19 protein-coding genes are annotated in these 18,658 nt (G+C 71.0%); 10 read left to right on the top strand and 9 right to left on the bottom strand.

The genetic code is table 11. The features are described from left to right. Positions 1-3 precede the first annotated feature (3 nt). The 5 genes from ACQP00_RS19050 to ACQP00_RS19030 all read right to left on the bottom strand — a co-directional run bounded on the left by ACQP00_RS19050 (position 4) and on the right by ACQP00_RS19030 (position 6,084). Positions 4-2,991: a discoidin domain-containing protein gene (locus ACQP00_RS19050; RefSeq protein ID WP_433220892.1), complete on the bottom strand. Its 2,988-nt coding sequence runs from the start codon at positions 2,989-2,991 to the stop codon at positions 4-6. A gap of 169 nt (positions 2,992-3,160) precedes the next feature. Continuing rightward, complete coding sequence (locus ACQP00_RS19045; protein ID WP_433220890.1) at positions 3,161-3,640, bottom strand: YfbM family protein; 480 nt, start codon at positions 3,638-3,640, stop codon at positions 3,161-3,163. Between the two features lie 125 nt (positions 3,641-3,765). Further along, on the bottom strand, positions 3,766-3,972 hold the full coding sequence (locus ACQP00_RS19040) for a hypothetical protein (protein WP_433220888.1): 207 nt from the start codon (positions 3,970-3,972) through the stop codon (positions 3,766-3,768). A gap of 55 nt (positions 3,973-4,027) precedes the next feature. Beyond that, a complete protein-coding gene (locus tag ACQP00_RS19035; protein ID WP_433220886.1) occupies positions 4,028-4,183 on the bottom strand; it encodes a hypothetical protein in 156 nt (51 codons plus the stop codon). Positions 4,184-4,269: 86 nt separating this feature from the next. Further along, positions 4,270-6,084 (bottom strand): sigma-54-dependent Fis family transcriptional regulator, encoded by a 1,815-nt coding sequence (locus ACQP00_RS19030; protein WP_433220884.1) that lies wholly within the window; start codon positions 6,082-6,084, stop codon positions 4,270-4,272. Positions 6,085-6,237: 153 nt separating this feature from the next. Here ACQP00_RS19030 and ACQP00_RS19025 point away from each other — a divergent pair, with 153 nt between their 5' ends. From ACQP00_RS19025 to ACQP00_RS18980, 10 genes are all read left to right on the top strand, one after another. Beyond that, positions 6,238-6,471 (top strand): hypothetical protein, encoded by a 234-nt coding sequence (locus tag ACQP00_RS19025; RefSeq protein ID WP_433220882.1) that lies wholly within the window; start codon positions 6,238-6,240, stop codon positions 6,469-6,471. A 68-nt stretch (positions 6,472-6,539) separates the two neighbouring features. After that, entirely contained in the window at positions 6,540-8,192 is a 1,653-nt protein-coding gene (locus ACQP00_RS19020) for a methane monooxygenase (RefSeq protein ID WP_433220880.1), read from the top strand. A gap of 9 nt (positions 8,193-8,201) precedes the next feature. Further along, positions 8,202-9,221, top strand: coding sequence for an FAD-binding oxidoreductase (locus ACQP00_RS19015; protein ID WP_433220878.1), 1,020 nt, complete (start codon positions 8,202-8,204; stop codon positions 9,219-9,221). Next, positions 9,221-10,390, top strand: coding sequence for a toluene hydroxylase (locus ACQP00_RS19010; protein ID WP_433220876.1), 1,170 nt, complete (start codon positions 9,221-9,223; stop codon positions 10,388-10,390). The genes ACQP00_RS19015 and ACQP00_RS19010 overlap by 1 nt, the downstream gene beginning before the upstream one ends. Beyond that, positions 10,387-10,764: a propane 2-monooxygenase effector subunit MimD gene (gene mimD, locus ACQP00_RS19005; protein ID WP_433220874.1), complete on the top strand. Its 378-nt coding sequence runs from the start codon at positions 10,387-10,389 to the stop codon at positions 10,762-10,764. Before ACQP00_RS19010 ends, mimD begins: the two co-directional genes overlap by 4 nt. A 5-nt stretch (positions 10,765-10,769) precedes the next feature. Beyond that, positions 10,770-11,840 carry an amidohydrolase family protein gene (locus tag ACQP00_RS19000; RefSeq protein ID WP_433220872.1) on the top strand — a complete coding sequence of 357 codons (1,071 nt, stop codon included), beginning with the start codon at positions 10,770-10,772 and terminating at the stop codon, positions 11,838-11,840. Further along, positions 11,837-12,553 (top strand): iron-sulfur cluster assembly protein, encoded by a 717-nt coding sequence (locus ACQP00_RS18995; protein WP_433220870.1) that lies wholly within the window; start codon positions 11,837-11,839, stop codon positions 12,551-12,553. The genes ACQP00_RS19000 and ACQP00_RS18995 overlap by 4 nt, the downstream gene beginning before the upstream one ends. Continuing rightward, on the top strand, positions 12,550-13,575 hold the full coding sequence (locus ACQP00_RS18990) for an NAD(P)-dependent alcohol dehydrogenase (RefSeq protein WP_433220868.1): 1,026 nt from the start codon (positions 12,550-12,552) through the stop codon (positions 13,573-13,575). Before ACQP00_RS18995 ends, ACQP00_RS18990 begins: the two co-directional genes overlap by 4 nt. 11 nt (positions 13,576-13,586) lie before the next feature. Continuing rightward, on the top strand, positions 13,587-15,287 hold the full coding sequence (groL, locus tag ACQP00_RS18985; RefSeq protein WP_433220866.1) for a chaperonin GroEL: 1,701 nt from the start codon (positions 13,587-13,589) through the stop codon (positions 15,285-15,287). Between the two features lie 3 nt (positions 15,288-15,290). After that, the gene (locus tag ACQP00_RS18980; RefSeq protein WP_433220864.1) at positions 15,291-16,550 is read left to right on the top strand and encodes an Nramp family divalent metal transporter; all 1,260 of its coding nucleotides are present in this window, start codon (positions 15,291-15,293) and stop codon (positions 16,548-16,550) included. Positions 16,551-16,555: 5 nt separating this feature from the next. Here the strand turns inward: ACQP00_RS18980 and ACQP00_RS18975 are convergent, their stop codons facing one another. The 4 genes from ACQP00_RS18975 to ACQP00_RS18960 all read right to left on the bottom strand — a co-directional run bounded on the left by ACQP00_RS18975 (position 16,556) and on the right by ACQP00_RS18960 (position 18,658). Further along, entirely contained in the window at positions 16,556-16,765 is a 210-nt protein-coding gene (locus ACQP00_RS18975; protein WP_433220862.1) for a hypothetical protein, read from the bottom strand. A 37-nt stretch (positions 16,766-16,802) separates the two neighbouring features. Continuing rightward, positions 16,803-17,252: a (4Fe-4S)-binding protein gene (locus ACQP00_RS18970; RefSeq protein WP_433220860.1), complete on the bottom strand. Its 450-nt coding sequence runs from the start codon at positions 17,250-17,252 to the stop codon at positions 16,803-16,805. Positions 17,253-17,257: 5 nt separating this feature from the next. Continuing rightward, positions 17,258-18,106, bottom strand: coding sequence for an NADP-dependent oxidoreductase (locus tag ACQP00_RS18965; RefSeq protein WP_433220858.1), 849 nt, complete (start codon positions 18,104-18,106; stop codon positions 17,258-17,260). A 99-nt stretch (positions 18,107-18,205) separates the two neighbouring features. Continuing rightward, positions 18,206-18,658, bottom strand: coding sequence for a nitroreductase family deazaflavin-dependent oxidoreductase (locus tag ACQP00_RS18960; protein ID WP_433220856.1), 453 nt, complete (start codon positions 18,656-18,658; stop codon positions 18,206-18,208).

The following is an 18,658-nucleotide window of genomic DNA, read 5'->3' as shown; positions in this document are numbered from 1 at the left end:
CGCTCAGACCACCGCCAGGTCGACCAGGTCGGGGTCGCCGGTGCGCCACGCGGGCACGGTCACGGCGACGTACCGGGCTGATGCTCCGGCGCTGAACGGGGTGTAGGCGGACCCGTCGGTGGACGTGTCGATGCGGGCGTCGGGGCGGGTGCCGGCGGTCCAGGTGAGCGAGACCGCGGCTACGGTGCGGGCCGTACCGAGGTCGACGACCATCCGGCCGCCGGGACCCGGCCGCCAGGAGGTGGCGGGGTCGCCGTCGACGGCGCGGGAGGGTTCGCCCATCCCGGCCGGCAGCGGCGAGGTGGGGAAGGTGGTACGGCCGCGGGCCAGGTCGGTGGACGGGGTGACCGGGCCGCCGGTCGTCGCGGTGTAGGAGCGGGTGGCGCCGGCCGGCACCTGGGCCTGCGTGGACCAGGCCCCGGCGGCGAGCCGGACGTTGACGGCGGCGCCGGCCGGTGCGGTGACGGTGAGGTGGTGCGAGTCCGCGACGTTGAACCGGGTTCCGGCCGGCGCCGTCCCGGTCACGGTGAACCGGGCGGGCAGCACGGCGCCGGCCCCGGCGGGCACGGAAGCGGTCAGGTCCAGGCCGCCGTCGGCGCGGGCGACGCCCAGGCCGCGGTACAGCCGGTCGCCGCGCGGCAGCGCGAGCACCGCGCCGCTGACCGCGGTCGTGGACAGGTTGAGCAGCGTCAGGTACCCGTCGGCGTCGCTGAGCCGCAGCGTCGCGGGGCCACCGGTGGGCAGCCGTCGCGCGGCGGCCGCGGCCAGGTCGGTGCCGGCGCCGGCGTAGCCCTCGATCAGCGTCGCGGCCGGGACGGTGACGAGGGTCGGCGAGGCGGTGACCGGGCCGGTGCCGCCGTGCGCCACGATCCCGGCGCGGCCGTCGATCCCGGCCCACGTGCCCAGCGTGACCGTACCGGGGGCGGCCGCGGCGGTGGTCCAGGTGCTGCCGTCCGTCGAGGTCTGCACGAGGTACGCGGTGGCGTACGCGACCTCCCAGGTAATCGTCACGCCGGTGAGCTGGACGGTGGCGCCGAGGTCGACCGCGAGCCAGCTGTCGGCCCGGCCGCGCTCCTCCCGGGCGACGGCCCAGCGGGTGGCGGCGTTGCCGTCGACGGCGTTCGCGGCCGGATACGCCGGGTCCGCCGATGACACGGTGACGGTACGGCCACGCGCACGGTCCGTCCCGGCGGTGTCGACCGCCTCGAACGCGTACATCGAGTAGCCGTACTGCGTGGCCGCGCTCCGGCCGAGGAACCGCACGTGCCGGGCGGAGCGAGCGGGAAACGTCAACCGATCGGTGCCGCCGTCACCGACCCCGGTCTGGGGCGTGACCGTGCCGGACGGGCCGGTGAAGGACCGGTTGCCGTCCAGGCCGGGAACCCCGGGCATGGTCAGGTTGAACAGCGTCAGCGTCGACGGGCCGGGGCCGGCGTAGACGACGGTCCCGGTCGGCAGGGTGGCGTAGCCGGCCCACCCGGCGGCGGTCTGCAGGACGGTCGCGGTCGCGTCGACGCCGTCGCGGGCGGCCGTGAAGGCGCCCGTCCACTGTCGCGCCGGCGCGGCCGTCTGGACCGGCAGGAACGCGGGCGCCCGGGTGTCGACCAGCCAGTTGTCGTGGCCGGGCTGCCAAAGGAACTTGACCTGGCCGGCCTTGGTGACCGCGGCCGCGAAGCCGGCGGCGCTCTGGTGCGCGGTCAGCCCGACGACCGGGCCGAAGTCCCGGGCCCCGGCGGCGGCCGCGTAGAACTCGGCGCTGGTCACCGGCTGCACCGGGGTGGCCCGCCAGCGGTGGAACAGGTACGCGATGGCAAGCTCGGCGCGGGCCTCCGGCTCGTACTTCTCCTCACCGCTGAACTTGGTGAGCCGGTTCTCCGGCGCGTACTGCAGGTAGGGCATCAGGCGCGCGGCCAGGTCCGCCTCGGCGCGGGCGGCGTGCGGGTCACCCTGCACCTGGGCGAGGAACGCCAGCGGCAGCACGTCGCGGCCGTACAGGTGGTAGCGGTCGGACACCATCGGCATCACCGGTTCGCCGGCGTCGCTGGCGAGCAGCTGCAGCGTGGCCCACAGCTCCCGGCCGTTCGGCTGGCCCGTCAGCACCTGTGGCAGCGGACGGCCGGCGGCGAGGAAGTGCGCGGCCGCCCGGCCCGCGGTCCGCCACAGCTCGGCCTGATAGTGCGGGTTCGCCGACCCGTGGTTCTCCACGATGAACGTGTCGTGCAGATTGCGTGCCACGTTCCACGCGCTGACCGCCCGGCCGTCGATCACGGCCGGGTTGGCCCGGTCGGCGGCGGGCAGCCCGCTGGCGTTCGCCGCCCAGAACACGAACCGCTCCCGCCAGCGCGCCGCCTCGGCGTCCCCGTCCGGCGCCCACGCCAGTCCCGGCGCGAGGGCCTGGGCGTAGACGCCCATCTCCTCGAGCTTGGTGTCGCCGAGGTACCCGCCGGTGCTGCCGTTCGGCGTCCAGGAGCCGCTGAGCGGGTCGTTCCCGGTGCCCAGCCCGTACGCGTACGCGGCCTGCCCGCGCGCGATCGCGTCCACGTCCGCCCGGGTGGCCGCGTCCAGGCTCGTCCACAGCAGCCGCGCCGCCAGGACGAAGTACAACTCGAACGTCGAGTCCCAGAACAGCTGGCGCCCCCACTCGCTGCCGCCCGCAAGCCGGTTCGAGGCGGCGAACCGGCTGATCGTGGCCACGGTCCGGGCCTGCAGCGTCGCCGCGTCGACACCGGCCAGCGCGGCGTCATATCCGTCGGTCGTCAGCAGCACCGCGTTGCCGAGCACGGCGGCGAACCGGAAGTCGGCGGCGCGGTACGCCCCGATCGCCGGGTCCCACTGCTGCTGCACCCAGCGGGTGTGCACGAGCAGCAGGCGCCGGTACTCGTCCGCGACCGGGTCCACGACCGCGGCCCCGGCGGGCAGGCCCAGCGCGGGCAGCGCGATCGCACCCCCGGCGGCCCCGAAAGCGGCGAGCAAAGATCGACGGGTCAGCATCGTTGTACCTTCACAACGCCCACCGCACCGGGTCAACATCCAGCGGCAAGGTTTACAAAACCTCGAGCGGGAAGGCGCCCTTGGTGGAGCGGACAATGCACCATGCGAACCGGTGAGTCCCGGTCGTGGACCCGGCACTCCGGGCCGTGCAGCGTGGCGCCGGTTGGACTTACTGATCGACGGTGAAGATCACTGAGCGTCCTACGGCTGCGGCTCGCTTGTAGAAGTTCCGCACATCTTGCAGGTAATGCCAGGTGTACTCGAAGTCCTCGTCCTCAAGGGCGCCTTGGTAGTCGTCCGGATCGATCAGGTCGTAGCGCTCGCGCAGCCACGCCTCGTCAACCGAGTCCAGCGCCTCGGCGACTGCGGGGACCTGGTCAGCAAGGATGTGCGCCACGATGTACTCCCCGCCCTCGTAGTGCTGCCCTCCACCGAGCACCGCCAACTCCAGCGGCCCGCCACCATGCCGGCCAAGCCGCAGCGTGCCATCGGTGAGGCAGCGGTGCATCGCATCCCAGGCCTTGTCCACCTCACACAACCAGTCCTCGTCCCACGCGCCCTCGACATCGGCGACGAAGGCACGGACCTCAACATCGTCACGCGTGGCGACAAGAGCCTCGTCCCGCGACTCGGTCAGCGCGAAAAGCACCCCCCGGCATCCCATGGAGACAGATCGTACGACCACCGACGAGCACCGCGCTGACCGCCGACACAGGAATGGCAAGCCCAGGCAACCTCACGGATTTGCCGCGAGTTTCGCGCGGTTGGTTCTGGTCAGACGAGATGGTCGCAGTACGGCGAACAGGTCCGGCCGAGGCGGTGGCCGAGATCCTGCAAAAGGCTTCCGAGCCGCTCGACCTCTTCAGCGGTCGGCGGAGTGATGGCGGCACCGGCCGCGATGTGTTCTCCGACCTGGTACAACGTCGCGTACAGGTCCTCAGCGGTCGCTCGATCGAGCCGCAGCGTGATGTCGTCCTTCACGTGGCGAAGTTACGCTCATGCCGCGGACAGGTCAGCCGGTCCGGCTCCCTGCGGGTCAATCCCGATCCGGGAGGTCCTCGTCGCCGTCGAGTTCCCGCTCGACCTGTGCGGTGCGGTCGGCGCGCTCCTCCGACTCCTTCTTGAGCTGCTCGAATTCCTCATCCGCCCGCTGGATCGGGTCGTCCACATTGGTGGCCTCTGACTCAGTCATGTTCGGCGTCGTACCCGCAGTCCTGCCCGTACAAACGATCCGATCCGATCGGTTCGCCTGCGTGCAATACCGCCGGGGGGCGCAGTTCAGCCGGGCGAGACGATGCCGTACTCGTGGATCTTCCGGTAGATCGTCGCTCGGGACATGCCGAGCGACTCGGCGGCTTTGATCTTGTTGCCTTCCCAGTCGACGAGGCTCTGGACGATCGCGTCGCGCTCCATCGCCTCGAGCGGGCTGAGCAGGCGGCGGCTCACGGTGCGGCACTCCGGCGGCAGGTCGTCGGGCAGGATCGCGCCGCTGCGCCGGCGCTGGACGATCCGGCGCAGCACCTGCCAGAGCTGCTCGATGTTCCCCGGCCAACTCGAGCGGACCAGCAGCTGCATCGCCTCGGGCGAGCAGGTCAGCCGGCCGTCGGGGGCGAGCCGGGACAGGATGAACGGCACCAGCGCCTGGACGTCCTGGACGTGGTGGCGCAGCGGCGGCAGCTCGACCGTGCTCGGGAAGAAGCGCAGCAGGCCGGCGAGCTCGTCGCCGTTGTGCCGCGGGCCCAGCGTGACCGCGACCCACGGCCGCGCCTCGGCCGCCCGCGCCTCCTCCAGCAGCCGGGCGACGCCGCGCCGCCGGCTGGGACTGAGCCGGTCGACGTGGGTCAGGACGATGGCGGCGCCGGGCGCCGGGTCCGGGGTGGGCAGCAGCTCGCGGCGGGCGTCGGCGAGCCAGCCGCGGCGGGCGGCGTCGGCCGCGTCGAGCACGGCGAAGTGGGCGCCCGGGCGGCGCTGCTGGTGCAGCGCGCGGATCACCGACAGCTTGCCGGTGCCGGGCTCGCCCTCCAGGGCCAGCCAGTCGCCGGCCTCGTGGACCGTCTGCACCTGGTGGCAGCCGCGCAGCCACAGCGCGCCCGCGCCGACCAGACCCGGCAGGAACATGCGCGGCAACGGGGCCGGCTCGGCCGCCGCGGGTAGCGCGCGCTCGGTGATCTTGACGTGCACGACTCCGCCCGCGAGCCGGCCCGCGCCGCGCACCGGGCGGCAGTACATCCGCGCGTGCCGGCCGCTCGGCAGCTCGACGACGACCGAGGCGGCCGGGGTGCGGCCCGCGAGCACCTCGGCCGCCTGCGCCAGCAGGCTCGACTGCTCGGCCGGGTCCAGGGCCTGCCGGGCGTGTTCGTTCATCATCACGACGTCGTTGTTGAGCGCGAAGACGATGCCGGCCGTGCGCCGGCAGGTGCGCAGGTACTCCTGCAGCAGCTCCAGTTCCCGGATGCCGCTGTCGTTGAGCAGCGCCTGCTGGATCTGTCCGGCGGTGGTCTTGGCCAGCGTGAGCAGCAGCGGGTCCGCGTCCCGCCGCCAGCAGGTCAGATCGACGGCGCCGACGGTCTTGCCGGAGATCGGGTGGTGGATCGGCACACCGGCGCAGGCCAGGTCCTCGAGGTGCTCGGCATAGTGCTCGTGGCCGAAGACGTGCATCGGCCGGCCACCCTCCAGGGCCGTGCCGATGCCGTTCGTGCCGACGTACTTCTCCGCGTAGCTGAACCCGGGCGCGAGACGGACCCGGTCGAGGTGCCCGTCCAGAGCGCTGCCGGCGTCGAGGCGGGCCAGGACGAGCCCGGTCTGGTCGGTCAGGATGATGCTGATCGGCTGGCCGTCGAGGTCCTCGCGCAGGTGGCGCAGCACCGGCAGGGCGCTGCGCGACAGCGGGGTGTCAAGGTCCGGATCCCGCATGTAGCGCAGGTCGACCCGGTCGGCGGCCACGTTCCAGTGCCGGGAGCGCCACCAGGACGCGAGGATCGCGTCGCGCACCTGGTTGGTGTCGACGGTCTCGGCGGTCAGGAACTGTTCCCTGGTCTTGGCGAGCTTCGGGTTGTCGGCGGAGTCGTCCGTACGCGCCGAACCAGGCGGCATGGGCGGACCCCCTTGTCCGCTGGAGCCCGGGGCCGGTTCGGGGGTGTCCGGACCGGGCTCAGGTTTCGTCCTTGCTACACCGTACGCGCCCCGCCGCCCCGGACCGTCTCATGTTGAGACCCCATCGCGCTCGCCCGGGTGTGGGCTGGGCGGATGGACGAGTCGTTCAACCCTTGGACCGTGGTCAACATCGTCTTCCACCACTTGGCCGCGCAGGGCCTGCATCCGACGCTCGGCGCCGCCGACCCCGGCGCGCCGGCGGCCGACCTGCTGCGCGCGCTCGGCATCGCGCCGGCGATCGAGGGCGATCGGCGGGCCGGTGAGCAGGTGCGCCGGGAGCTCGGCGAGATCCGCCAGGCGATGTTCGGCGAGGCTGACTCATTGTGAGACCGCCGTGACGCCGCCGGTGGGGTTGCATCCCTGGGGCAGGACGAGTCAACGGTGAGGAGTGACCCATGAGTCGGCAGAGTGTGGCCAAGGCTCATCAGAAGATCCAGGAGCTGTCCTGGGAGCCGATGTACCACCAGCCGGTCTCGCACTACGGGACCGACTACACCTTCCGCAAGGCGCAGAAGAAGGACCCGCTCAAGCAGGTGCTGCGCTCGTACTTCCCGATGCAGGAGGAGAAGGACCACCGGGTGTACGGCGCTTCGGACGGCGCGATCCGCGGCAACATGTTCCGCCAGGTGCAGGAGCGCTGGCTGGAGTGGCAGAAGCTGTTCCTGTCGATCATCCCGTTGCCCGAGATCTCCGCCGCCCGCGCCATGCCGCTGCTGTTCCGCACGGTGCCCAACCCGGAGCTGCACAACGGCCAGGCGATCCAGATGATCGACGAGGTCCGGCACTCGACGATCCAGCAGAACCTCAAGCGCCTGTACATGAACAACTACATCGACCCGGCCGGTTTCAACAGCAGCCTGCGCAACTTCCAGAACGACTACTGCGGCACGATCGGCCGGCAGTTCGCCGAGGGCTTCATCACCGGCGACGCGATCACCGCGGCGAGCATCTACCTGACGATCGTGGCCGAGACGGCCTTCACCAACACCCTGTTCGTCGCCATGCCGGCCGAGGCCGCGGCCAACGGCGACTACCTGCTGCCGACGGTCTTCCACTCGGTGCAGTCCGACGAGTCGCGGCACATCAGCAACGGCTACGCCACGCTGCTCATGGCGCTGTCCGACGAGTCCAACCACCAGCTGCTCGAGCGCGACCTGCGCTACGCCTGGTGGAACAACCACCGGGTGGTCGACGCGGCCATCGGCACCTTCATCGAGTACGGCACGAAGGACCGCCGCAAGGACCGCGAGTCCTACGCCGAGATGTGGCGCCGCTGGATCTACGACGACTACTACCGCAGCTACCTCGTGCCGCTGGAGAAGTACGGGCTGGTCATCCCGCACGACCTGATCGAGGAGGCGTGGAACCAGATCTGGAACAAGGGCTACGTGCACGAGGTCGCCCAGTTCTTCGCCACCGGCTGGCTGGCCAACTACTGGCGGATCGACCCGATGACCGACACCGACTTCGAGTGGTTCGAGAGCAAGTACCCGGGCTGGTACAACCGCTACGGCAAGTGGTGGGAGCAGTACAACCGCCTGTCGCGGCCCAACGGGCACCACCCGATCGTGGCCGAGGACGTCGACTACCAGTACCCGCACCGCTGCTGGGTCTGCATGGTGCCGTGCCTGGTCCGCGAGGACATGGTCATGGCCGAGGTCGACGGGCAGTGGCGCACGTACTGCCACGAGGCCTGCCGCTGGACCGACACGGTGGCGTTCCGCCCGACGTACCAGGGCCGCGAGACGCCGAACATGGGCCAGCTGATCGGCTCCCGCGAGTGGGAGACGCTCTACCACGGCTGGAACTGGGCCGACGTCGTGACCGACATGGGCTTCGTGCGCGACGACGGCAAGACGCTCGTGGCCCAGCCGCATCTGGACCTCGACCCGTCGAAGATGTGGACGCTGGACCACCTGCGCCGGATGGACCCGCTGCAGAGCCCGAACGTGCTGCTCAACCAGATGACCGACGAGGAGCGCGCGAAGTTCCACGCCGACTACATCCGTGGCGGCCCGGCCGGGCGCCCGTTCCGTCCCCAGGACTGAGCGGCGGCGATGGGCGACAAGCACCGGGTCCGGTTCGAGCCGGTCGGCATCGAGATCGAGGTGCCCGAGGAGCAGACGGTCCTGCGCTCGGCTTTCGAGCAGGGGCTGATGCTCATGCACGGCTGCAAGGAGGGCCAGTGCGCCGCCTGCAAGTCGTTCGTGCTCGACGGCGACGACATCGAGCTCGACCGGTACTCGACGTTCGCCCTGCCCGACTACGAGCGCGAGGAGGGCTTCACGCTGCTGTGCCGCGCCCACGTGTACGAGGACGTCACGATCGAGCTGCTCAACTTCGACGAGGAGATGATCCGCTCCGGCCTGCCGATCCAGCAGGCGGTGGCCGAGGTCGTGTCGATCACCCCGGTGACGCACGACCTGCGGCACCTGGTCCTGCGGCTGATCGAACCGGCCGAGATCATGTTCTTCCCGGGCCAGTACATGGACATCGCGGTGCCGGGCACGGACGTGACCCGCTCCTTCTCGATGGCCAACACCGCGGGCCCGCTCGAGTTCGTGATCAAGGTGTACCCGGGCGGGGTGTTCTCCTCGTTCCTCGACGGCCGGCTCGCGGTCGGCGACCGGCTCGAACTGACCGGGCCCTACGGGGTGTTCACCCTCCGCGATGCCCCGGACCGCGACGTCGTGCTCGTCGGCGGCGGTGCCGGGCTCGCGCCGATCCTGGCCGTGTTGCGCTCGATGGCCGAGCGCGGCATCCGGCGCAAGGGCACCTTCTACTACGGTGCCCGGACCCGCGCCGACCTGTGCTTCCTCGACGAGATCGGGGCGCTCGTGGCGCGGCTGCCGGACTTCGCATTCGTGCCGGCGCTGTCGGAGGACGAGTGGGACGGCGAGGTCGGCTTCGTCACCGACGTGCTCAGGCGGTTCGAGACCGATCTGCGCAACGCGGACGCCTACGTCTGTGGTCCGCCGCCGATGGTCGAGGCGGCGATGCCGGTGCTCGAGTCGCTCGGGGTGCCGGCGAAGCACATCTACTACGACAAGTTCACCACGACTGGTGGGGAGGACTGATGACGATCGCGACGGAACGCAGCGTTCCCAAGCCCGTCTTCACCGACGCCGAGGCCGGCGCCAAGGAGTTCCCGGACTCCAATGCGCGCCGGTTCAACTACTACGTCCCGCAGAAACGCAAGCAGTCCCACTACGAGGACGTGACGGTCGAGGTCCAGCCGGACCCGCGGCACTACCTGTCGCAGGGCTGGCTGTACGGCTTCTCCGACGGTCGCGGCGGCTACCCGCTGGACTGGACCGCGTTGAAGGCGTGGGGCTCGGACCGGCCGGAGCCGGCGCGCGGGCCCGGGTCCGGCGGCAAGGGCTACGACTGGCCCGCGCACGGCTGGCACGAGTTCCGCGACCCCAACGAGGAGTGGGAGCTGTCGCTGTACCGCTACAACTCCAACGTCGTGCGGCAGGTCACGCAGAACGTCGAGGCGGCCCGGCACTCCGGCGCGTTCGCGCAGTGGAACCCCAACTGGGTGCGCTTCGTCGAGCGGCACGTCTTCGCCTGGATGCACGTCGACCACGGACTCGGGCTGTACCTGTTCGCCAACGCCAACCGGCGCGCTCCCACCAACATGCACAACAACGCGATCTCGGTCAACAGCATGCACCGCATCCGGGCCGCGCAGGACCTGGCGCTCTACGGGCTGACGCTGAGCGAGGAGATCGACGGGTTCGACGGCCGGGCGCACCTGGACGCCTGGGACGGGGATCCGGCGTGGCAGGGCGTGCGGGAGACCGCCGAGCAGCTGACCGCGATCGACGACTGGTGCGAGGCGATCTTCGCGGCCAACGTGGTCTTCGAACCGCTCGTCGGCGAGCTGTTCCGCAGCCACCTCGTGCAGCAGGCGGCGCCGCGCAACGGCGACTTCGTGACCCCGACGATCGTCGGTGCGGAGGAGTACGACTTCTCCGAGCGCGACCTGCGCTACACGCGTGCGATGTTCGAACTTCTCACCGCCGACCGCGAGTTCGCCGAGCACAACAAGGCGATCATGCAGGGCTGGATGACGGACTGGGTGCCGCGGTCCATCGCCGCGGCGCGGGCGCTGCAGCCGCTGTGGTCGCAGCCGGACGCCAAGCCGCTGCGGTTCGAGGACGCGCTGGAGACCGCCAAATCCCGGTTCACCGGCATCGTGGCCGACCTCGGCCTCGACACCCCGAAGGAGCTGGCCCAGTGACGCAGTTCAAGACGGCCGCGAGCCCGTTCCGGTCCGACAGCACGGCTTCCAACATGTGCGGCTTCACGCTGATGAACAACCAGGTCGGCGTGGTCGTGGCGCAGGTCATGGCGAACCGGCCGAATGTGCGGGTGACGCCGCTGCCCTCGATGATCCGGGTCGACGCGCTCAACCGCATGGACGTCGTCTACGACGAGGTCTCCGAGGCGCTCGGCGAGGAGCCCGGCTACTTCGACGCGGCCGAGTTCGAGGAGAGCATGTCGACCCACTACGGCCGGATGATCCACGAGGACGACCGCACCATCATGTTCGCCAACCCCGAGGACGCCGCCGAGTACATCGGTTTCGACCTCACCGCCGGAGGATCGAGGTAACCGCCGTGTACGAGAAGGACGGCGAGCGGTACTTCATCGTCGACAGCCACATGCATTACTGGAACGCCGCGCCGGACAACTGGGTGGCGGGCGCCGAGCAGTACGCCAAGGGCTGGATCGAGTGCTTCCACGCCTACCAGTCCCTCGGGCCGGCCGAGACGCACTGGCCGATCGAGAAGTTCCAGAAGTACTCCGAGGCAGACCTCATGCGCGACGTGTTCGAGGACGGACACGTCGACGTCGCGATCTTCCAGCCGACATACCTCAAGGAGTGGTACCGCGAGGGCTTCAACACCACCGAACGCAACGCCGCGCTGGGCGAGAGACACCCCGGACGGTTCATCGCCAACACCCGGTGGGACCCCCGCGAGGGCGAGGACGGGCTGAAGGAACTGGCCCGCAACGTCGAGCGCTACGGCAGCAAGGGCGTCAAGCTCTACACCGCCGAGTGGCGCGACGGATCCCGCGGCTGGACGCTGCGCGACCCGGCCGCGTACCGCTACCTGGAGGCCTGCCAGGAGCTGGGGATCGTCAACATCCACGTGCACAAGGGCCCGACGATCTGGCCGCTGGACAAGGACGCGTTCGACGTCTCCGACGTCGACCGGGCCGCGACCGACTTCCCCGGGCTGAACTTCATCGTCGAGCACGTCGGCCTGCCCCGCATCGAGGATTTCTGCTTCATGGCGACGCAGGAGCCCAACGTGTACGCCGGGCTGTCGGTCGTCATCGGCGGTCTCATGCACGCCCGCCCACGCTTCTTCGCCAAGGTCATGGGCGAGCTGCTGTTCTGGGTCGGCGAGGACAAGATGACCTTCGGCAGCGACTACGGCATCTGGGAGCCGAAGTGGCAGATCGAGGGCTTCGTGGACTGGGACTACCCGGACGACGAGTTCTCCGACTACCCGCGGGTCACCACGGCGACGAAGAAGAAGATCCTCGGGCTCAACGCGGCCAGGCTCTACGGCATCGAGGTACCCGCGCAGTTCCGGCTCGACGCCGGGCAGGGCACCCCCGGCGCCCGCGACGACGCCGTCGGCGTCTCGGCGGACTCACCCGCGGCCGCGCCGGCATGACGGTCACCACCGCGGGAACGCTGCGGTCGCGCATCCTCGCCGCGCTCGGCGGGGTGCGCGACCCGGAGCTCGACGAGCCGATCACGGTGCTCGGGTTCGTCGCCTCGTGCACGGTGGACAGCGACGGGCGCGCGGAGGTGCACCTGCGCCTGCCGACGTACTTCTGCGCGCCGAACTTCGCCTACCTCATGGTCGCCGATGCCTACGACGCGGTGTCCGCGCTCGACGGGGTGCGTCGCGCGGACGTGATCCTCGACGAGCACTTCGCGGCGGTGGCGATCAACCAGGGGGTGGCCGCCCGCGCCGGGTTCGTCGGGTCGTTCGGCGCGGAAGCGGCGGGCGAGCTCGATGCGCTGCGCGCCGACTTCCTGCGCAAGGCCGTGCTGGCCGGCACCGACCAGGTGTGCCGGCCGCTCGTTGCGGCGGGCGCGACACCGGACGACCTGGCCGCGACGACGCTCGGCGAGGTGCCGGACACCCCGGCCCTGGCCCGGCTGCGCCGCCGCCGGGCGGACCTCGGGCTGCCGGCCGGCGACGGGGCGCCGCTCGTCGTCGACCCCGGCTCCGGCACCGGGGTCGAGGCCGCCGCGGTGCCGCTGCACCTGCGCCGGGCCCGGCTGACCCGCACCAGCCTGGAGGCGAACACCGGCATCTGCCGCGGCATGCTGCGGCACCGCTACCCGATCGACCCAGAAGCGGAGGACGAGTCATGAAGGCTGTACGGCTGCATGCCTACCACGAGCTGCCCGTGGTCGAAGAGGTGCCGGAACCGACCGTCACGGGTCCGTTCGACGTGGTCGTGAAGGTGGGCGGCGCCGGCGTGTGCCGGACCGACCTGCACATCGTCGACGGGCAGTGGGCCGCGGCGATGGGCGTGCCGCTGCCGTACACCCTGGGCCACGAGAACGCCGGCTGGGTGCACGCGGTCGGCTCGGCGGTCAGCAGCGTCGCCGTCGGCGACACCGTGATCCTGCACCCGACGCCGACCTGCGGGCTGTGCCGCGCCTGCCGGGCCGGCGACGACATGCACTGCACCGCGAGCTCCTTCCCGGGCCTGTCCACCGACGGCGGCATGGCCGAGCTGTTGCTGACCTCCGAGCGCGCCTGCGTGAAGCTCGACCCCGCCACGCAGCCCAGCGACGTGGCCGCGCTGGCCGATGCCGGCATCACCGCCTACCACGCCGTGCACAAGGCGGTCCCGCTGCTCTACCCCGGCACCACGTGTGTGGTCATCGGCGCCGGCGGCCTCGGCCACATCGGCGTGCAGTGCCTGGCGGCCCTGACGGCCACCCGGATCGTCGTCGTCGACCGCAATCCGGACGCGCTCAAGCTCGCCGAGCAGATCGGTGCCGGGGACACCGTCGTCGCTGACGGCAGCCACGTCCAGGCCGTGCTCGATCTGACCGGCGGCCGGGGCGCCGACGTCGTGCTCGACTTCGTCGCCGAGGAGGGCGCGGAGCACGACGGCTTCGCGATGACCGGGCGGGCCGGCTCCTACTTCGTCATCGGCTACGGCGGGACGCTGCAGGTGCCGACGCTCGACATCATCTCGACCGAGCGCAACATAGTGGGAAACATCGTCGGCACCTACAACGACCTCGCCGAGCTCATGGTGCTGGCGCAGTCGGGCCGGGTGACGCTGCACACCCGGGCCTACCCGCTGGACGCGGCGGTCGACGCCCTGCAGGACCTCGACGCCGGCCGGGTCCGCGGCCGCGCCATTCTCGTGCCGTAAGGAGACCGGCGATGGCCAAGGAACTGCGCTTCGGCGCTGAGGCGCGAACCCTGCTGCAGGCCGGGGTCGACAAGCTCGCGGAGGCGGTCAAGTCCACCCTCGGGCCGAAGGGCCGCAATGTGATCCTCGAGAAGATCACCGGCTCGCCGGTCGTGACCAACGACGGCGTCACCATCGCGCGCGAGATCCACCTCGCCGACCAGTTCGAGAACATGGGCGCGCAGCTGGTGAAGGAGGCCGCGATCAAGACCAACGACATCGTCGGCGACGGCACCACCACCGCCACGGTGCTCGCCCAGGCGATCGTGCGGGAGGGGATGGCGGCCATCGGCGGCGGCGCCAATCCCGTGCTCGTCAAGCGCGGCGTCGACCTGGCCGTCGACCGGCTGGTCGAGCACCTGCGCGGGGTCGCCCGGCCGGTGTCGACCCGGGAGGATCTCGCCCGGGTGGCGGCGATCTCGGCCAACGACGACAACACGGTCGGCGCGGTGATCGCCGAGGCGCTGCACACGGTCGGCGACGGCGGCATCGTCACCGTCGAGGAGTCGCCGCGGCACGGGATGAGCGTGGACTTCGTCGAGGGCTTCGAGTTCGACAACGGGTACCTCTCGCCGTACATGGTCACCAACCCGGCGAGCCTCGAGGCGGTCGTGGAGGACCCGTACATTCTGCTGTGCAGCGAGAAGATCACCAAGGTCCAGCAGCTCATGCCGATCCTCGACAAGATCATGCGGGCCCGCCGGCCGCTGGTCATCCTGGCCGAGTCAATCGAGGGCACAGCGCTGTCGATGCTTGCGCACAACCACGTCAACGGCGTCCTGCAGTGCGTGGCCGTACGGGCACCCGGTTTCGGCGACCGCCGGCTGCACAAGCTGGAGGACATCGCGGCCATCACCGGCGGGGCGGTGCTCAGCCGGCACTCCGGCTTCACGCTGGAGACGCTCGGCCTGGAGCAGCTCGGCCGGGCCGCACAGGTGCGGGTGACCGCCGATCGCACGACGATCATCGACGGCGGCGGCCCGGTCGAGGGCGTGCACTTCCGGCTGGCGCAGCTGCGCGCCGAGCTGGCCCGGGCGAGCTTCGGCGTGGACGAGGACGTGCTGACCGAGCGGATCGGCTCACTGTCGGGCAAGGTCGCCGTGATCCGGGTCGGCGCGCCGACGAACGCCGAGCTCAAGGAGCTGCAGCACCGGGTCGAGGACGCATTGTCGGCGACCCGCGCCGCGATGGCCGAGGGGATCGTCGCCGGAGGCGGGGCGGCGCTGCTGCACGCCGAGTCCGCCCTGGACGATCTGCACGACCTCGACGCCAAGGGCGACTACGCCGTCGGGGTGGCCATCGTCCGCCGGGCGCTGGCGGAGCCCGCGTTCCTGATCGCGGCCAACGCCGGCTACTCGGGTGAGGAGGTCGTGGCCCACGTCTCCGAACTCGGGTACGACGACGGCTTCGACGCACTGGAGGGGCGCTTCGGCAACATGCTGGAGATGGGCATCGTCGACCCGCTGCGGGTGGCCCGGGCCGCGCTGCAGAACGGCGCCTCGGTGGCCGGTCTGCTGCTCACCACCAACACGCTGGTCGCCGAGGAGCAGACCCCGTGGGGCGGCAGCCGCGCGCTGATGACCGAGTTCGGACCGCTCGACGAGGGTCTGGTCCAGCCGTCACCGGACTCCAGCACACCGCAGTCGCTCGGCCTCGGCCCGTCGGTCGGCTAGCCGATGCGGACCGCGGCGGATCCCGCGCTCACGCTCATGCGGCCGCGGCGCGGGATCCGGGGGGTCGTGGCGCTGCTGGGACCGGCGTTCGTGGCGGCTGTCGCCTACGTCGATCCCGGCAACTTCGCGACGAACTTCTCGGCCGGGGCCCGGTTCGGCTACACCCTGGTCTGGGTGATCGTGCTCGCCAACGTCATGGCCATGCTCGTGCAGTACCTGTCGGCGAAGGCGGGCCTGGCCACCGGGCGGGACCTGCCGGACCTGTGCCGGGAGTACCTGCCCGCGCCCGTGTCCCGCGCGCTGTGGGTCCAGGCCGAGGTCGTCGCGATGGCCACCGACCTGGCCGAGTTCGTCGGGGCCGCCGTCGGGCTCAACCTGCTCTTCGGCGTGCCCCTGTTCCCGGCCGGGCTCATCACCGCCGTCGTCGCCTTCGCGATCCTGGCCATGCAGCAGCGCGGCCACCGCCCCTTCGAGCTGGCGATCGTGGGCCTGCTGGGCGTCGTCTTCGGCGGATTCCTCTACGACCTGCTCGTCGTCGGCGCCGACGCGCCGTCGGTCGCGGCCGGGCTCGTCCCCGGCGTCGCCGGCGGCGAGGCCCTGCTGCTGGTCTGCGGCATCATCGGGGCCACCGTGATGCCGCACGTGATCTACCTGCACTCCGCCCTGACCAAGGCCCGGGTCGCCGGCCGCGACGCCGCCGAGCGCCGGGAGCTGCTGCGCTTCCAGCGCCTCGACATCGTCGTCGGCCTCGGCGCGGCGGGCGCCATCAACCTGTCGATGCTGCTGATCGCGGCGTCGCTGGCCGGCCGGGCGGGCGGGACGGGCGGGGCGGGCTTGGAGTCGATCGAGGGCGCCCACGAGAGCCTCGGCCGGCTGGTCGGCGGCGGGGCGGCGCTCGCCTTCGCCGTGGCGCTGCTGGCCTCCGGGCTGTCGTCCTCCAGCGTCGGCACCTACGCCGGCCAGGTCGTCATGCAGGGTTTCATCCGCCGGCGGATCCCGCTGTTCGTGCGGCGGGCGATCACGATGACGCCGGCGCTGCTGGTGCTCGGGCTGGGGCTGCCGGCGACCGGGAGCCTGATCGCCTCGCAGGTGGTGCTCTCCTTCGGCGTGCCGTTCGCTTTGGTACCGCTGCTGATGCTGACGCGCCGGCGCGACATCATGGGATCGTTCGTCAACCGCCGCCGGACCGACATCGCCGCCGGGCTCGTGGCCGCGGTCATCATCGGGCTGAACGTCCTCCTGCTGTACAAGACCCTGTTCTGAGACCTCTACAACAGCCGCGCGACGACGCCGACCCCGGCCGTCACGGCGCTGAGCAGCAGCAGCGTCCGGTTGTGCGCGCGCCACCACGAGATGCGCACCTGCAGCCAGCCCGGCACCTCGTCGACGCGGACCAGGCGCAGCGCTACGGCATTGAGCACCGCGGTGACCACGCCGACGCCGCCGAGCAGCACCGCTGGTTCGGCCAAGCCCTCCATAGAAGCATCCCACCCGTCGCGGAGGGCATCCGCCGTCTCACTCTGAGACACCCCGCCGCGCCAACAGCGCAGCCATAGCGCGGTCATTTCGGCACGTGTTGTCGCACAATGGCCGCCTTGCCGAGCGCCCGCAGGCGCAGATCGCCACCCGAGTTTCCCGCTGGAGCGTCTCGCCGGGCCCGGTCAGCGCCAGGTCACCGTGCAACAGGATCGGGCCATGTTCGAGGACGGTCACGAGCGTTGGTTCGGGTGGGGTCTCAACGGCACCGTCGCGCAACGCGTACCGCAGGGCACCGCTGGGACAGCGTTCCACCACGTCGGCGACTGCGGCCGGATCAGCATTGTCCGGCCTGATCCAGGGACGGGCTTTGACGTCGAAGACCTCCGGAAGCCCGCGAAGACACTCGGCGAAGTGCAGACAGCGGCTGCTCTCGAAGGTCACTGTGATGCCGGACCCGCGGTACGGCTTCGGTGTGGGGTCAGCCATGGTGATCAGTCAGAACTGGGATCTGGCCGGAGTCGGACCACCCGTTTGCCGAATCCGTGCCGGCTGGCGACGTCGATGTACGCGCGGGCGATGTCTTCGAGGGGATATTCCGCCTCGATCGGGACCACCAGTCGGCCGTCCGCGATCAAGGCCTGTACCTCGCTCCAGACGGTGGGTGACATGCCGTCGCGATTGCCTCTGGCCTGGACTCCGTATCGCTGGACCGCAGCGTGGTCGGCGATCGTGTTGATCCGCTTCGGCGAAACACCTAGCTCGATGGCCAGATCGACATAGCCGCCGCCGAATGTGTCGATCACGGCGTCGAGGCCGTCCGGGATCATGGCTCTGAGCCTGGGCCCCAGGCCTCGGCCGTACTCGACCGGTTCGATCCCCAGAGTCAGCATCCGATGCATGTTCCCGGCCGAGGTGGCTCCGATGACCCGGGCGCCGGCCAGCCGGGCCAGCTGGCCGGCGAGCACGCCGACCCCGCCCGACGCGGCCGAGACGAACACCGTCTCCCCGGGCGCCGGGTCCACAGCCGCGACCGCCGCCCACGCCGTGGCCCCCGCGGCCGGGACGATCGCGGCCGCGGCAAAGCCCAGACCCGCCGGTTTGGGTCCTACGGCACCCGTATCGACGAGAGCGAAGTCGGCCATGGCGCCGCGCTGGGCGTAGCCCACCACCTCGTCGCCGACGGCGAAGCCTGTGACGTCCGGCCCGAAGCCGGCGACGACCCCGGCGAAGTCGTGACCCATGCCTTGCGGGAAGTCGGCCGGCCAGATCTGGTGGAACGCGCCTTCCCGGATACCCACCTCGGCCGGGTTGAGCGACGCGACCACCACCTCGATCAGCACCTGCCCGGCCGTGGGCTGCGGGCGGGGAACGTCGACGAGCTGCAGGACCTCCGGGCCGCCGTACCGGGTGAATTGGATTTTCCTCGCCATGGCTGCCCCTTATGCCTCGACCGTGACGCGCTCGAGCACGAAGATCGGCATCTTGCGATCGGTCTTCGTCTGGTACTCCACGTAGTCCGGCCAGATCTCGATCGCCCGGTCCCACCAGAGCTGGTACTCGTCGCCGTCGACCTGACGGGCCACGTAGTCATGCTTGTCGGGGCCGTCCTGCAGCTCGACATGCGGGTTCGCCTTGAGGTTGAAGTACCAGGCCGGGTTCTCCGGGGCGCCGCCCAACGACGCGATCACCGCGTAGTCACCGTTGTGCTCCACCCGCATCAGCGCCGACTTGCGAAGCTTGCCGCTCTTGGCGCCCACACTGGTCAGGATGATGATGGGCGCGCCGGCAGGGTTGAGCCCCGTGTCGCCCTGGCCGTCGTTCGCCTCGAACGCCGCGACCTGGTCGGCCGAGATGTCGAAGGTTCCGCGTAGGTACTCACCGTGTAGCGGCAT

This window comes from Dactylosporangium sp. CS-047395, from assembly GCF_050942185.1.
In the GTDB taxonomy this organism is placed as follows: Bacteria; Actinomycetota; Actinomycetes; order Mycobacteriales; family Micromonosporaceae; genus Dactylosporangium.
This window is presented reverse-complemented; position numbering and strand designations above follow the sequence as displayed.

Excerpts from the sequence above, each read along its gene's own strand:
- ACQP00_RS19050 (WP_433220892.1), bottom strand. The coding sequence starts at position 2,991 with ATGCTGACCCGTCGATCTTTGCTCGCCGCTTTCGGGGCCGCCGGGGGT.
- ACQP00_RS19035 (WP_433220886.1), bottom strand. The coding sequence starts at position 4,183 with ATGACTGAGTCAGAGGCCACCAATGTGGACGACCCGATCCAGCGGGCG.
- ACQP00_RS19030 (WP_433220884.1), bottom strand. The coding sequence starts at position 6,084 with ATGCCGCCTGGTTCGGCGCGTACGGACGACTCCGCCGACAACCCGAAG.
- ACQP00_RS19025 (WP_433220882.1), top strand. The coding sequence starts at position 6,238 with ATGGACGAGTCGTTCAACCCTTGGACCGTGGTCAACATCGTCTTCCAC.
- ACQP00_RS19020 (WP_433220880.1), top strand. The coding sequence starts at position 6,540 with ATGAGTCGGCAGAGTGTGGCCAAGGCTCATCAGAAGATCCAGGAGCTG.
- ACQP00_RS19015 (WP_433220878.1), top strand. The coding sequence starts at position 8,202 with ATGGGCGACAAGCACCGGGTCCGGTTCGAGCCGGTCGGCATCGAGATC.
- ACQP00_RS19010 (WP_433220876.1), top strand. The coding sequence starts at position 9,221 with ATGACGATCGCGACGGAACGCAGCGTTCCCAAGCCCGTCTTCACCGAC.
- ACQP00_RS18995 (WP_433220870.1), top strand. The coding sequence starts at position 11,837 with ATGACGGTCACCACCGCGGGAACGCTGCGGTCGCGCATCCTCGCCGCG.
- ACQP00_RS18990 (WP_433220868.1), top strand. The coding sequence starts at position 12,550 with ATGAAGGCTGTACGGCTGCATGCCTACCACGAGCTGCCCGTGGTCGAA.
- groL (WP_433220866.1), top strand. The coding sequence starts at position 13,587 with ATGGCCAAGGAACTGCGCTTCGGCGCTGAGGCGCGAACCCTGCTGCAG.
- ACQP00_RS18980 (WP_433220864.1), top strand. The coding sequence starts at position 15,291 with ATGCGGACCGCGGCGGATCCCGCGCTCACGCTCATGCGGCCGCGGCGC.
- ACQP00_RS18975 (WP_433220862.1), bottom strand. The coding sequence starts at position 16,765 with ATGGAGGGCTTGGCCGAACCAGCGGTGCTGCTCGGCGGCGTCGGCGTG.
- ACQP00_RS18970 (WP_433220860.1), bottom strand. The coding sequence starts at position 17,252 with ATGGCTGACCCCACACCGAAGCCGTACCGCGGGTCCGGCATCACAGTG.
- ACQP00_RS18960 (WP_433220856.1), bottom strand. The coding sequence starts at position 18,658 with ATGCCGCTACACGGTGAGTACCTACGCGGAACCTTCGACATCTCGGCC.